This is a genomic window from Micromonospora sp. MGP-C2 (assembly GCF_057766525.1).
Genome location: NZ_JBYMEN010000002.1, coordinates 3694238 through 3706752 on the forward strand (window position 1 = coordinate 3694238; position 12515 = coordinate 3706752).

At 72.3% G+C, this 12515-nt stretch carries 15 protein-coding genes; 6 read left to right on the forward strand and 9 right to left on the reverse strand.

The window, feature by feature from the left end; all coding sequences use genetic code 11:
* Positions 1 to 11 precede the first annotated feature (11 nt).
* Together AC3CF1_RS16790 and AC3CF1_RS16795 are read right to left on the reverse strand one after the other, a co-directional pair.
* Entirely contained in the window at positions 12 to 527 is a 516-nt protein-coding gene (locus tag AC3CF1_RS16790; RefSeq protein ID WP_488450800.1) for an O-acetyl-ADP-ribose deacetylase, read from the reverse strand.
* Position 528: 1 nt separating this feature from the next.
* The gene (locus AC3CF1_RS16795) at positions 529 to 1320 is read right to left on the reverse strand and encodes an EI24 domain-containing protein (protein WP_099848883.1); all 792 of its coding nucleotides are present in this window, start codon (positions 1318 to 1320) and stop codon (positions 529 to 531) included.
* 199 nt (positions 1321 to 1519) lie between these two features.
* Between AC3CF1_RS16795 and AC3CF1_RS16800 the strand changes: the two genes are divergently transcribed.
* The 5 genes from AC3CF1_RS16800 to AC3CF1_RS16820 are packed head-to-tail and all read left to right on the forward strand — an operon-like array spanning position 1520 to position 6085.
* Entirely contained in the window at positions 1520 to 2428 is a 909-nt protein-coding gene (locus AC3CF1_RS16800) for an ABC transporter ATP-binding protein (protein ID WP_488450801.1), read from the forward strand.
* Between the two features lie 11 nt (positions 2429 to 2439).
* Positions 2440 to 3174: an ABC transporter permease gene (locus tag AC3CF1_RS16805; RefSeq protein ID WP_354981728.1), complete on the forward strand. Its 735-nt coding sequence runs from the start codon at positions 2440 to 2442 to the stop codon at positions 3172 to 3174.
* An 11-nt stretch (positions 3175 to 3185) separates the two neighbouring features.
* On the forward strand, positions 3186 to 4454 hold the full coding sequence (locus AC3CF1_RS16810) for a sensor histidine kinase (RefSeq protein WP_172862115.1): 1269 nt from the start codon (positions 3186 to 3188) through the stop codon (positions 4452 to 4454).
* Positions 4451 to 5092 (forward strand): response regulator, encoded by a 642-nt coding sequence (locus tag AC3CF1_RS16815; protein WP_210791083.1) that lies wholly within the window; start codon positions 4451 to 4453, stop codon positions 5090 to 5092. Before AC3CF1_RS16810 ends, AC3CF1_RS16815 begins: the two co-directional genes overlap by 4 nt.
* A gap of 24 nt (positions 5093 to 5116) precedes the next feature.
* Positions 5117 to 6085: a helix-turn-helix transcriptional regulator gene (locus tag AC3CF1_RS16820; protein WP_488450802.1), complete on the forward strand. Its 969-nt coding sequence runs from the start codon at positions 5117 to 5119 to the stop codon at positions 6083 to 6085.
* On the opposite strand, the gene AC3CF1_RS16825 is transcribed toward AC3CF1_RS16820, so the two are convergent.
* From AC3CF1_RS16825 to AC3CF1_RS16850, 6 genes are all read right to left on the reverse strand, one after another.
* Positions 6076 to 6990 (reverse strand): SDR family oxidoreductase, encoded by a 915-nt coding sequence (locus AC3CF1_RS16825; protein WP_488450803.1) that lies wholly within the window; start codon positions 6988 to 6990, stop codon positions 6076 to 6078. The genes AC3CF1_RS16820 and AC3CF1_RS16825 overlap by 10 nt on opposite strands.
* 218 nt (positions 6991 to 7208) lie before the next feature.
* A complete protein-coding gene (locus AC3CF1_RS16830; protein ID WP_141911352.1) occupies positions 7209 to 7946 on the reverse strand; it encodes an alanyl-tRNA editing protein in 738 nt (245 codons plus the stop codon).
* An 11-nt stretch (positions 7947 to 7957) separates the two neighbouring features.
* Positions 7958 to 8845: an alpha/beta fold hydrolase gene (locus AC3CF1_RS16835; protein WP_088950379.1), complete on the reverse strand. Its 888-nt coding sequence runs from the start codon at positions 8843 to 8845 to the stop codon at positions 7958 to 7960.
* The gene (locus AC3CF1_RS16840) at positions 8842 to 9156 is read right to left on the reverse strand and encodes a DUF2516 family protein (protein ID WP_088950380.1); all 315 of its coding nucleotides are present in this window, start codon (positions 9154 to 9156) and stop codon (positions 8842 to 8844) included. Before AC3CF1_RS16840 ends, AC3CF1_RS16835 begins: the two co-directional genes overlap by 4 nt.
* 71 nt (positions 9157 to 9227) lie before the next feature.
* Positions 9228 to 9968, reverse strand: a complete 741-nt coding sequence (locus AC3CF1_RS16845) for a hypothetical protein (protein ID WP_488450804.1) — start codon at positions 9966 to 9968, stop codon at positions 9228 to 9230.
* Complete coding sequence (locus AC3CF1_RS16850; protein ID WP_488450805.1) at positions 9965 to 10597, reverse strand: helix-turn-helix domain-containing protein; 633 nt, start codon at positions 10595 to 10597, stop codon at positions 9965 to 9967. Before AC3CF1_RS16850 ends, AC3CF1_RS16845 begins: the two co-directional genes overlap by 4 nt.
* Before the next feature lie 111 nt (positions 10598 to 10708).
* Here AC3CF1_RS16850 and AC3CF1_RS16855 point away from each other — a divergent pair, with 111 nt between their 5' ends.
* Positions 10709 to 11506, forward strand: a complete 798-nt coding sequence (locus AC3CF1_RS16855; protein WP_354981731.1) for an alpha/beta fold hydrolase — start codon at positions 10709 to 10711, stop codon at positions 11504 to 11506.
* 7 nt (positions 11507 to 11513) lie between these two features.
* Here the strand turns inward: AC3CF1_RS16855 and AC3CF1_RS16860 are convergent, their stop codons facing one another.
* Complete coding sequence (locus AC3CF1_RS16860) at positions 11514 to 12473, reverse strand: asparaginase (RefSeq protein WP_488450806.1); 960 nt, start codon at positions 12471 to 12473, stop codon at positions 11514 to 11516.
* Between the last annotated feature and the right edge of the window lie 42 nt (positions 12474 to 12515).

The following is a 12515-nucleotide window of genomic DNA, read 5'->3' on the forward strand; positions in this document are numbered from 1 at the left end:
GGGCGTACCGCTCAGGCGTCGTCGAAGACCCGGCGGGCCGCGGCATGGCTCGCCGCCCCGAACAGCACCAGGCGGGCCTCGACGACGGTGGCGGGCGTGGCCGGGCGCAGCACCGTCAGGGCCTGCCGGACCGCGTCGTCGATCGGCCAGCCGTAGATGCCGGCGGAGATCAGCGGAAAGGCCACGGTTGTCGCGCCCAGCTCGTCGGCCACGCGGAGACTGTTGGCGTAGCAGTCGCGCAGCAGCGCCGACCGGTCTTCGCTGGTGGACCAGACCGGCCCGACGGTGTGGATCACCCAGCGTGCCGGCAGCTCCCCCGCGGTGGTCGCCACCGCCTGGCCAGTGGGCAGACCCCTGCCGTAGCGGGATGCCCGCAGCGCCCGGCACTCGGCCAGGATGGCCGGCCCGCCACGTCGGTGGATGGCGCCATCGACCCCGCCCCCACCGAGCAGGGACGAGTTGGCGGCGTTCACGATGGCGTCGACCTGCTGCGTGGTGATGTCCCCCTCGACCAGGGTGATCTCCATCTCAGTCCTTCTCGATGGACTGGCCGAGCGATCGGCGGGCCAGCAGAGTGGCGCCGGCGACCGCCGCCGGCATGATCAACACTGCGCCGAGCGGGATGAGGAAGCAGAGGAAGACGGCCACCCCGAAGCCGAGCGCGGTGGGTCGGTCGGCCTTCAGGATCGTCCGGCGCTGCGGCAGCCGCATACCGCGCCGGTAGAACGGCGCCCCGACCAGCTCCACGGCGAGGAACCAACCGCCCACTGCCGCGCCGATCACCGGGACGACCGTCTGGCCGACCACGGGGATGAAGCCCGCGAGGAACAGCGGAATCCCGACCAGCGCGGTGAGCGCCACCAGTCGTACCGAGTCGGCGAGGCTGCGCCGCAACGACGACCAGAAGGGCACGTCCACCGCGCCCGGCGTGCCGCCGTACCGCTGCTCGACCTGCTCGGAGATCTTCTCGTAGAACGGGTCGCCGATGACCAGGGTGACCGCGGTGAAGGTGAGCACGCCGAGCAGGCCGCCGAGCCCCAGGAAGGCCAGCCCGGCGATCACCCGGACCAGGCTGCGGGTGGTGCTCGACCAGTCGTCGGCGAACGGGGTGACCAGCGCGGCGAGATCGTCCACGAAGTACACCAGGGTGGCGAGCGCGGCCAGGAAGAACGCGCCGGAGATCAGCGCCGGCACGACCCCGAGCAGCATCAACCCCGGGCTGCGGACATAGAGACCCAGCCCCCGCACGAGCAGCCCCGCCCCGGCGAGGAAACGGCCGACGACTCCGGTGACCGGGCTGGCGACTCTGCTGACATCCACGATCGAGCAGCCTATCGACCGATGATCCGGTCCGCCGGGTGGAGCCGTACCAGCGACTGTTCGCGTCCACATCAACCGGTTGGCGGACGGGAGTGATCCACCGGGAACGCCGACGAACATCGCCGACCAGTCGATTCGCCGGCGGGTCACCCCGACAACCCTTGAGGGGGTACGAAGCCAGCGGCGAAAGGGCGGCACGATGTCGGTCATCGAGGTGACCCACCTGAGTAAGCGGTACGGCGATCTGGTGGCCGTCCAGGACGTGTCGTTCACGGTGGAGGCCGGCGAGATCTTCGGCGTGCTCGGCCCGAACGGCGCCGGCAAGACCACCACCGTCGAGTGTGTCGCCGGGCTGCGTGTCCCCGACGGGGGCGGGGTGTCGGTCCTCGGGCTCGACCCCCGCCGGGACGCGGCGCAGCTCCGGCAGCGGGTCGGGGTGCAACTCCAGGAGAGCCAACTGCCGGACCGGCTGCGGGTGGCGGAGGCGCTGGAGCTGTACGCCTCGTTCTACCGCAACCCGGCCGACCCGGCCGCTCTGATCGACAAGCTGGGCCTCGGCGAGAAACGGAACACTGCGTACAAGAAGCTCTCCGGCGGTCAGAAGCAGCGACTCTCCATCGCGTTGGCCCTGGTCGGCAACCCGGAGATCGCGATCCTCGACGAGCTGACCACCGGGCTGGACCCGCAGGCACGCCGGGACACCTGGGGTCTCATCGAACAGGTCCGGGACAGCGGAGTGACGATCGTGCTGGTCACCCACTTCATGGAGGAAGCGGAGCGGCTCTGCGACCGGGTCGCGGTGATCGACCGGGGGCGCGTCGTCGCCCTGGACAGCCCTGCGGGCCTGGTGTCGGCGGTGGCTCCGGAGCAGCGGATCCGGTTCCGGCCGTCGGCCCCGATCGACGACAGGCTCCTCACCGACCTGCCCGAGGTTTCCGCCGTGCAGCGCACCGGCAGCCAGGTGGTGGTGACCGGCACCGGTGACCTGCTGCACGCCGTCACCTCGGTCCTCGCCCGCCACCAGATCGTCGCCGCCGACCTGCGGCTGGAGCAGTCCACCCTCGACGACGCCTTCGTCGAGCTGACCGGGCACCGGCCCGTCGACTGAAAGGGGCAAGCATGCACGCCTTCCGTCAGATCCTGAGGATCGAGGCGCGGCTCTACCTGCGGGACGTACCGACACTGCTCACCACTATCGGGCTGCCCACAGTGATCCTGGTGGTGCTCGGGTTGGTCCCCTCGCTCCGCAAGCCGGATCCGACCTTCGACGGGCAGACCTTCGTCAGCTACTTCGCACCGTCGCTGCTGGTGGTCACCCTCGCCATGGTCGGGGTGAACACGCTGCCCACGGTGCTGGCCACCTACCGGGAACGCGGCGTGCTGCGTCGGCTGGCGACCACTCCGGCGCATCCGGCCGCTCTGCTCGCCGCGCAACTGGTGCTGGCCCTGGCCGGGATCCTGGCCAGCGCGCTGCTGCTCATCGTCGTCGGCCGGTTGGCGTTCGGGGTGCCGTTCCCTCGGCACCCGCTCGGCTTCACCCTGGCGTTCGTCCTCGGCACGGCGGCGCTGCTGGCGCTCGGCCTGCTGGTCGCCGCCGTGGCCCGCACGACGAAGGCGGCGCAGGCCCTGGCCGTGCCGCTGTTCCTGGTCACCATGTTCTTCGGCGGGGTCTACCTGCCCCGGTTCCTGCTTCCGGACGCCGTGGCGCGGATCGGCGACTACACGCCGCCCGGGGTGCAGGCGCTCCTCGACGCCTGGACCGGCACGTCGCCGCAGCCGCTGCACCTGGCGATAATGGCGGTGATCGCCGTGGCGGCCGGCGCCAGCGCGGCGAAACTGTTCCGCTGGGAGTGAGCGGAGATGCGATGACCAGCAGCGGTGGGCACGACCGTCTGACCAGTTGGCGAGAGCGCGAGGCTGCCCTCTATCGCGTGTTCCCGTATGGCGGGCTGGCTCTGGGCACCCTGCTGGCCCTCGTCGCACCGGCGCCCGCCAGCCCCGGGGCGGTGCCGACCCTCGCTGTGGCCGTGGCGGCCGGATGCTGGGTCGCCTGGTTCGTGACCCTGCACCCCGGCTGGCAAAGTCGGCGCAGGCCGATGGCGGTCTACTACGCCGGGCTGCTCACGTTCGCCGCCGCTCTCGTGGCCGCCAGTCCGTGGTACGGCTTCTTCGCCTGGATCGGTTACATCCACGCCTTCCCGGTGCTGCCCGGGCGTTGGCGGGTCGCCGGGATGGTGACCACGGCGGCCCTCGTCGCCACGTCTCAGGGCGGTGGTCTGTCGGTGGTGGTGTCGCACTGGCTGCTCTGGCTGGTGCTGGTGCTCTTCAACCTGCTGGTGGCCGGCTCGGTGAGCTGGTTCGCGATGATCGCCGAACAGGAGGACGTCAAACGTCGGCGGTTGATGGCGGAACTCGGCGAGGCCAACCGTCAACTCACCGAGACGGTCCAGGAGAACGCCGGGTTGCACGCCCAACTGCTCACCCAGGCACGGGAGGCCGGCGTGCTGGACGAGCGGCAGCGGATGGCGCGGGAGATCCACGACACCCTGGCCCAGGGGTTGACCGGCATCATCACCCAACTGGAGGCGGCCGAGCAGACCCGCGACCGCTCCGCCGACTGGCGGCGGCACGTCGACAACGCGCTCGCACTGGCGCGGGAGAGCCTCACCGAGGCCCGCCGCTCGGTGCGGGCCGTCCGCCCGGAGACGTTGGAGACAGCCCGGCTGCCGGACGCGCTCGTCGAGCTGGGCGGGCGCTGGTCGGCTCTGAACGGGGTACGGGCCGAGGTCGCCACCACCGGTACGCCCCGCCCCCTGCATCCGGAGGTCGAGGTGACCCTGCTCCGGGCCGCCCAGGAGGCGCTGGCCAACGTGGCCCGGCACGCTGCCGCGTCACGGGTCGGGCTGACCCTGTCGTACATGACGGACGTGGTCACCCTCGATGTGCGTGACGACGGGACGGGCTTCGACGTCACCGGGCAGCCGGCGCCCCGCGAGCCGGGCGGCGGGTACGGGCTGACCGCGATGCGGCAGCGGGTGACCCGGGTGGGTGGCGAGTTGGCCGTCGAATCCGAACCGGGAGGCGGCACCGCCATTTCGGCGTCCGTCCCCGCGCTGCCGGGAGGTGCCGGTTGACCGCCCCGATACGGCTGCTGATCGTCGACGACCATCCGGTGGTGCGCGACGGGTTGCGGGGGATGTTCACCGGCGACCCCGGCTTCGAGGTGGTCGGCGAGGCCGCGGACGGCGCGGAGGCGGTGGCCCTGGTCGCGACGGTGCGGCCGGACGTGGTGCTGATGGACCTGCGGATGCCTGGAATGAACGGGGTGACCGCCATCGGCAGGCTGGCCCGCTCCGGCAGCACCGCCAGGGTGCTGGTGCTCACCACGTACGACACGGACGCCGACGTGCTGCCCGCCATCGAGGCCGGTGCCACCGGCTATCTGCTCAAGGACACGCCCCGCGAGGAACTGGTCCGCGCTGTACGGGCCGCCGCCCGGGGCGAGTCGGTGCTCGCACCGAGCGTCGCCGGGCGGTTGATGGGCCGGCTGCGTGCACCGGTCGAGGAGCCGCTCAGCCAGCGTGAGCTGGAGGTGCTCACCCTGGTGGCCCGTGGTGCCTCCAACCGGGAGGCGGCGGCTCGGCTGTTCATCAGCGAGGCCACCGTCAAGACTCACCTGCTGCACGTGTACGCCAAGCTCGGGGTCAACGACCGGGCCGCCGCGGTGGCCACCGCGTACGACAGGGGGTTGCTGACCCCCGGCGGGAGGTGAGTGAGGGCCGGGCAGGATGGGCGGGTGCGCGCGTCCCGGCTGATCTCGCTGCTTCTGTTGTTGCAGGCGCGCGGGTCGATGACGGCGGGTGAGCTGGCGCGGGAGCTGGAGGTTTCCGAGCGGACCGTCTACCGGGACGTGTTGGCGCTCTCCGCCGCCGGGGTGCCGGTCTACGCCGACCGGGGCCGCGCCGGCGGGTACCGGTTGCTCGGCGGTTACCGCACCCGACTGACCGGGCTGACCCGGGACGAGGCGGAGGCGCTCTTCCTCTCCGGGCTGCCCGGCCCCGCTGGCGACATGGGGCTCGCCGACGCGGTCGCCGCCGCCGAGTTGAAGGTGCTCGCCGCCCTGCCGCCGGCCCTGCGCGACGCCCCGGCCCGTGCCGGGCAGCGGTTCCATCTGGACGTGCCGGGTTGGTTCCGGGAGACCGCGCCGCCGCCGTGGCTGACCGAGCTGGCCCGGGCGGTCTGGCGCGACCGGGTGGTGGAACTGCGCTACCGGCGCGGTGACCGGGAGGTGGCCCGGCGGGTCCAGCCGTACGGGCTGGTGCTCAAGAGTGGTGTCTGGTATCTGGTCGGCCGGGTCGACGACGACACCCGCACCTATCGGGTGGACCGGGTCACCGGGGTCGAGGTGGGCGAGGAGAGCTTCGAGCGGGATGAGGGCTTCGACCTGGCCGGGCACTGGCGCGAGCAGGCCGGGTCGTTTCTGCGGACCGTGCTGCGGGCCGAGGTCACCATCCGGCTCAGCCCGGCCGGTCTGCGCCAGCTCCGGCACCTGGTGGATGCCCCCTTCGTGTACGACGAGCTGGTCGCCGCCGCCGGAGCACCCGACGGGCAGGGCTGGGTGGTGGGCCAGCTGCCCGTCGAGTCCGTCGAGGTCGCCTACCACCAACTGCTGGGGCTCGGCCCCGAGGTGGAGGTCCTCGGCCCACCCGAGCTGCGGCGGTTGTTCACCGACGCGGCCGACCGGCTGCGGGCGCTCTACCGGTAGCCGGTGACGTCCGAGGGCTTGCCCGCGTCGACCACCTCGACGATGTACCGGAACCCCTCCGGCCGACTGCCGTCGAGGTCGGTGAATCCGTACACCTTGGACAGTGTTCCGGCGTCCACGGACTGGCCGTTCCAACGGGCCTTCTCCTCGTCGGCGGCGAGCGCCGCCACCGCGCGGCCGACGAAGGCCGGGGTCTCCGAGATGAGGAAGTTCGGGTCGGTGGCGGCGCCGTCGCGCCAGTTGTCCTCGGTCACTCCGAAGTGCTCCAGCATCGCCTCGGAGCGGATCCAGCCGGGGGTGAGCGCCACCGCCGTGCAGCCGTGCGGCTTCAGCTCATGCGCCTGGCTGAAGGCGAGCCGGTTGACCGACACCTTGGCCAGGTCGTAGAAGACGGAGAGCCGGTAGTTGTCGTCGTTGTACGCCTTGGTGCCGTCGCCCATCTCCACCAGCAGCCCACCCGGCTTGCGGATCAGCAGCGGCAGGGCGAAGTGGCTGGTGATGATGTGGGTGTCGATGGCCAGTCGCAGGGTCCGGAAGCCCGCGTCCAGCGGCTGCTCCCAGACCGGCTTGTCCCAGGTGACCAGCGGGTCACCGCCCCAGATGTCGTTGACCAGCACGTCGAGTTGGCCCTGCTCGGCGTCGATCCGGGCGACGAGGTCGCGGACCTGCTCGGGCACCAGGTGGTCGACCTGGACGGCGATGCCCGTGCCCCCGGCCCCGGTGACCAGCTCGGCGGTCTCCTCGATGGTCTCCGGCCGGTCCATCTCCGAGCGACCGGTGCGGCTGCTGCGACCGGTGGCATACACGGTGGCGCCAGCGGCGCCGAGCTGGACAGCGATCTGCCGACCCGCGCCCCGGGTGGCACCGGCGACGAGCGCGATCTTTCCTGCGAGCGGTTGTGTCATACCTGCGAGGTTGTCAGCGATACCTGACAACCGGCGTCCGAATTTCCGGACCGCTCCGATGAACCGGGGAGGGGAGACCTCGGCGCTCCCTGTAGAGCTGCCCCACAAACGGGGCAGCACTCGCCGTCCGCACCGCGCCCCATATTTGGGGCAGCTCTACAGGGCCACTGCAGGTATCCCGCCGCCCGACGACCTCTACCGGTCCAGCCCGAGCCGTCTCAGTCCACCAACCGGACGCGGACCCGGCGGTTGGCGCGGCCCTTGCTCTCCACCTTCACGACCTGCACCTTGCCGATCTGGGCGGTGGACGCGACGTGGGTGCCGCCGTCGGCCTGCACGTCCAGGCCGACGATGTCGACGATCCGGACCTCCTGCTCATCCGGCGGGATGAGGTTGGACTGGGTACGGATGATGTCCGGCAGGGCAAGCGCCTCGGTGCGCGGCAGCACTCGCGTGGCGACCGAGCGGTCGGCGGCCACCTCGGCGTTGACCAGCTCCTCGATCCGACTCTTGAAGTCGGGCGGGACCTCGGGGAGGTTGAAGTCCATCCGAGCCTCGCCCGGTTCCATCGAGTTGCCGGTCACGAGCGCGCCGAAGTCGCGGAACACCACACCGCAGAGCACGTGCAGCCCGGAGTGGGTACGCATCAGCCGGGTGCGGCGCTCGTCCTCCACCGCGCCGACGACCTCGGTGCCGGCCGGGGGCAGCGGGTCACCCTCGGCGGGGATCAGGTACGGGTCGTCGCCCTTGCGGGTGCCGACGATCCGGGTCTGCACGCCCTGCCACAGCAGCACGCCGTGGTCCGGCGGTTGGCCACCGCCGCCCGGGTAGAACGCCGAGCGGTCCAGCACGATGCCCTGCTCGGCGTCGGCGTGCAGGACCGTGCACGTCCACTCACGCAGGGTCGGGTCAGCTAGGTCGAGCCGGTGCGTCCGGCCATGTTGTGTGACGCCCATGACAGGGCACGTTACTCGTTGAGGAAGCCGGCGATGCGGTCCCGCAGGTCGGCGCGTTCCGACCAGAGGACGCCGGGCCGGTCGTACACGTGCAGGGTGGCCTGGGGCAGCGCGGCGGCGAGTCGCTCGGCGACCTCGACCGGGTGCAGGTCGTCGCCCGCGTTGGCGATCACCAGCGCTGGCGCGGTCACCGCCGCGAGGGCGGTGGTGTCGCGCAACGGCGTCTGCTCGGCGAGGCCCGCCAGGCCGGCGGCCAGACCGTCGCGGAGCAGCTGGTCGAGCCGTTGCCGCAGGTACGCCCAGCCGGCGGGAGTGTTACGCACCGCAGGAGGCAGCTCCAGGGTGACGACGTCGGCGACCGCCGAGGCGTCCCCGCTCTCCACCGCCTCCAGCAGGTCCGTGATGCGTTCCTGCGCGACCGGGCCACGCGGCCGGTCGAGCACCGCGGGTAGGAAGAAGACCAGCTTCTCGAAACGGTCCGGGCTCTCCACGAGCAGCCGGCAGAGGGCACCGGCGCCGAGGCTCGCGCCGAACGCCCGACTGGCCCCGCCGAGGTCCGCGATCGCCCGCAGGTCCCGGGCGAGGTCCAGATAGTTCCACGGCCCGTCCGGGGCCTCGGAACGGCCATGCCCACGGAACTGGAAGAACACCTTGCGGCCGGTCACCCCACTGCCGAACGGGCGGGTGGTGGCGATGCCGTTGCCCAGCCCGTGCGCGAACACGGTCACCGGGTCACCGGTGCCGGTGACCAGCCGCTCCAGCCGTACGCCGTGCGGGGTGGCGACCAGGTCGGTGTCCGGCTCCGGCAGCGCCGGGCGGCCGGTACGCGGCCCACCCGGACCGGGCCCCCAGGTGCGGGGGCCGCTGTCCGGTGGGGGTGGCCAGCGGAAACCTCTCACCAGAACCCTTTGCCGTCGCTGAGGTCGCGAAGGCCGACCCGAACGTCGAGCAGGTAGATGAGACCGGCGGCGATGCCGATCAGTCCGAAGAGGCTGATCGGCCCGAAGCCGAGCAGGGTCAGCACGAGACAGACCGCCAGGATGGCGATCCAGCCACCCTTGGGAAGTGTCCCGATGGCGGGGAAGGCGTCGGAGCGCTGGGTGATCGCGTGGACCAGGGCGACGCCCTGGACGATCAGCGCGAAGACGAGCAGGATCAGCTCGATCACGTAGCGGACTTCGAACGCGAAGATCGGCGCGGCGTTGGCCATGCCGGCAAGCTTATGTCGAGGACCCCGGCTACGTCCGACAAGGACGCCGCCGGGGTCGTCGACATGGCGAACTACTCGGCCGCCGGGCGGGTCCGCTTGGTGGCCCGGGGCAGCTTCGCCGACGGGGTCGCGGCCGGCTTGGCGGCCTTCGGTGCACGGGCCGCCTTCTTGACGGCGGCCGGCTTGGCCTCGGCGATCTCGGCCACGTCGGCCGGGGTCGGCACGTCGGCCGGGGCCGGGGCGGCGGGAGCCGAGGTCGTGGCGGCGGAAGCCGGGGCGGCGGCGGTGGTCGCCGGCACGCCCTCGGTGGCCTCGATGTCGGCGTTGACCGTCTCGGCGGCCTCCAGCACACCGGCACCGACGACGCGCTCACCACGGGCGACCAGCGCACCGTACGCGGCGAAGGCCCGCTCCTGGGCGGCCTGGGCGCCCGCGTACACCATGATGGCGTTGCGGGTCGCGGCAGCGCGCAGCTTATCGAGGTCGGTGACCTCGCGCAGCTTCGCCAGGTCGGCGGCCTCGCGCAGCTTGGCCAGCTCGGCCGAGTCGCGCAGCTTGGCCAGGTCCAGTTCGGCCTGCGCCCGCTCGCGCAGCGTGCCGGCGGTCTCGTTGGCGGTACGCAGGGTCTCGGTGGCCTTCTGGCGCAGCTCGTAACCGGTCAGCACGGCCCGACCGCCCAGGTCGGCGACGACCCGGGTGCTGAGGACGCCGACAACTGCCGGCAGCTTGCGCAACTGCTCGATGGCCAGCTCACCGGCGCCAGCGGCGGCGTAGATCGGGGCGGGGATGCGGTTGGTCTTCGGCTCGCTCATGACGTCTCCTCTTCGGCCGCCGTGGCGGCCTCGCGGACCGCCGGACCGGCGGCCTTCTTCTCGGGGGTGTTGGTGCTGCCCGGGGCGGGTGCGGTGCCCGTCTCGGTGACGGCGACCGACTCGAGTACGGCCTCGGTCGGGGTGCCGCCTGCGGTGGTGGGGCCGGTGGCGGCCAGATTGGCCACGTCGGCGGGCTGATCGCCGACATCGGTCGGGGTGGTCGCCCCGGCCGTGCCGCCGGTGGACCCGGTGCCGCTGCCCTCGGCGGGGGCCTGGGCGTCGGCCAGCCGGGTGTTCTCCCGGCGGAACGTCTCGTAGATCTGGGTGAGTGACTGCTTCTGGGCCATCGTCAGGTCGGCATCAACGGCGATGGCCGCGAGCACACCGTGGCCTTCCTTGTCGTCGAGCAGCCCGGCGCGCAGGTACATCGCCGGGGTGGAGACCCGCAGCGCGCTCGCCAGTTGCTGAAGCACCTCGGCGCTGGGCTTGCGCAGGCCGCGCTCGATCTGACTGAGGTACGGGTTGCTGACCCCCGCCTGGTCGGCGAGCTGACGGAGCGAGATCTTGGCGTTCCGCCGAAGATCGCGGATGAACCCGCCGACGTCGGGAAGGTCCTTCGGTGTGGCCATGACCGCGACGTTAACCGGCCGCGCTAGCTCCTGCAAGCAAAACGCTAGCCACAGTTAGCAAGGTCTCAGCGGTCGTTTGCGCCCCGCTCCCCCGATCCGTACGGTCCGTCCGTGCACAAGATCACAGTCAATGGAGCAAGCATCGCGTACGACGAGGCGGGCACCGGTTCGCCCGTCGTACTGCTGCACGCTGGCATCGCCGACCGGCGGATGTGGCGAGGGCAGCTTCCCGCGCTCGCCGCCCGCCACCGGGTGATCGTCCCGGACCTGCGCGGCTACGGGGACTCGGAGCTGCCGCCGACCCCGTTCGCGCACCACGACGACGTGGCCGGGCTGCTGGACGCGCTCGGCCTGCCCCGCGCCGCCCTGGTCGGCTGCTCCTTCGGCGGGGCGGTCGCCATCGACACCGCACTGGCCCACCCCGACCGGGTGAGCGCGCTCGCGCTGTTCGACACGGCGGTCTCCGGCAACGAGTGGTCCGAGGAGGCGAACGACCTCTGGGACGACCTGGTCGGCGAGGTCGACCCCGACGACTTCGCCGCGGGCGCTGCCGGTGAGGTGCGGTTCTGGGTGGTCGGCCCGGGCCGCCAGCCGCAGGACGTCGACCCCGCGCTCCTCGCGTTCGCGCAGGAGATGGACCAGCGTGCGCTCGCCGCCGAGTTGGCGCTGGGTGCGGTCGAGGTGGGAGAGCTGACGCCGCCGGCGATCGGTCGCCTCGGCGAGCTGACAGTGCCCGTCCTGGTCACCGCCGGCGCCGCCGACGTACCGGACATCAGCCGGCTCGCCGACCGGATCGCCGCCGAGGTCCCCGGCGCGGTACGGCTGCCGGACGTGCCGGACGCCGCACACCTGTTGCCGCTGGAGCGTCCGGAGCCGGTCAACGCCGCACTGCTCGACTTCCTGAGCTAGACGACAGTCACCAGAGCGGGCGGACCGCGCCGACCGGGACACCGCCGCCGAAGAGCGGCACCTCGGCGTACTCGGTCAGCACCGGGGCGTCCACACCGAGCCGGCGCAGCGCGGAGACCAGCACCGGCATCCGGGCCCGGTCGGCGCCGTCGTCGATCTTCAGTGCGACGGCGCCGACACCCGGCAGGGCCACCGCGATCACACCCTCGGCACCGACCTTGGCCAGCAGGCCCGGAACGCCGCGCATCAACCGGGTGTCATCGGCCTGGGTGCCACCGACGATCTCCGGGTACGCGCGCATCGCGTCGGCCACCGCACGCGGCACCGAGCCGGGCTCGGCGTCGACCAGCCGGAGGAACGCCCCCGCCAGGCCGGTGAGCGACACCGCGAGCACCGGGGCGCCGCAACCGTCCACGCCCACCGCCGCCGCCTGCTCGCCGGTGAACTCCTCGATGGCCGCCCGCAACCGCTGCTGCAACGGGTGCTCCGGCCGCCAGTAACCATCCAGCGGCCAACCGGCGACCTCGCAGGTCAGCAGCATCCCGCTGTGCTTGCCGGAGCAGTTCATCTGCACCCGGTTCGGGCCGCCCCCGGCGCGCAGCACGGCCTCCCGGGCCGCCACACCCACCGGCAGGTCGGGCGGGCAGTGCAGGGCCGAGGCGTCCAACCCGGCCCGCTGGAGCAACGCACCGACCCGGGCCAGGTGGAAATCCTCACCGGCGTGACTCGCCGAGACCAGCGCCACGTCGGCCGGGTCGGTCAACGGCAGGCCGGCACGCAGCATCCCGATCGCCTGCATCGGCTTGCTGGCCGAGCGGGGGAAGATCGGCGACGTCACGTCCCCGGCGGACGCCACCGCCGCACCGGCGGCGTCCAGCACCACCACCGAGCCTCGGTGCGCCCCCTCCACGAACCCGGAACGGACCACCTCGGCGAGTGGAGAGCCACCCTCGTACGTCTTCGTCACGCGCTGGACGGTACCGACGGTGCCGGGGTGCCCGTCGGCGGG

Coding starts and splice junctions, on each gene's coding strand:
- AC3CF1_RS16790 (WP_488450800.1), bottom strand. CDS start 527: ATGGAGATCACCCTGGTCGAGGGGGACATCACCACGCAGCAGGTCGAC.
- AC3CF1_RS16800 (WP_488450801.1), top strand. CDS start 1,520: ATGTCGGTCATCGAGGTGACCCACCTGAGTAAGCGGTACGGCGATCTG.
- AC3CF1_RS16805 (WP_354981728.1), top strand. CDS start 2,440: ATGCACGCCTTCCGTCAGATCCTGAGGATCGAGGCGCGGCTCTACCTG.
- AC3CF1_RS16810 (WP_172862115.1), top strand. CDS start 3,186: ATGACCAGCAGCGGTGGGCACGACCGTCTGACCAGTTGGCGAGAGCGC.
- AC3CF1_RS16825 (WP_488450803.1), bottom strand. CDS start 6,990: ATGACACAACCGCTCGCAGGAAAGATCGCGCTCGTCGCCGGTGCCACC.
- AC3CF1_RS16830 (WP_141911352.1), bottom strand. CDS start 7,946: ATGGGCGTCACACAACATGGCCGGACGCACCGGCTCGACCTAGCTGAC.
- AC3CF1_RS16840 (WP_088950380.1), bottom strand. CDS start 9,156: ATGGCCAACGCCGCGCCGATCTTCGCGTTCGAAGTCCGCTACGTGATC.
- AC3CF1_RS16845 (WP_488450804.1), bottom strand. CDS start 9,968: ATGAGCGAGCCGAAGACCAACCGCATCCCCGCCCCGATCTACGCCGCC.
- AC3CF1_RS16850 (WP_488450805.1), bottom strand. CDS start 10,597: ATGGCCACACCGAAGGACCTTCCCGACGTCGGCGGGTTCATCCGCGAT.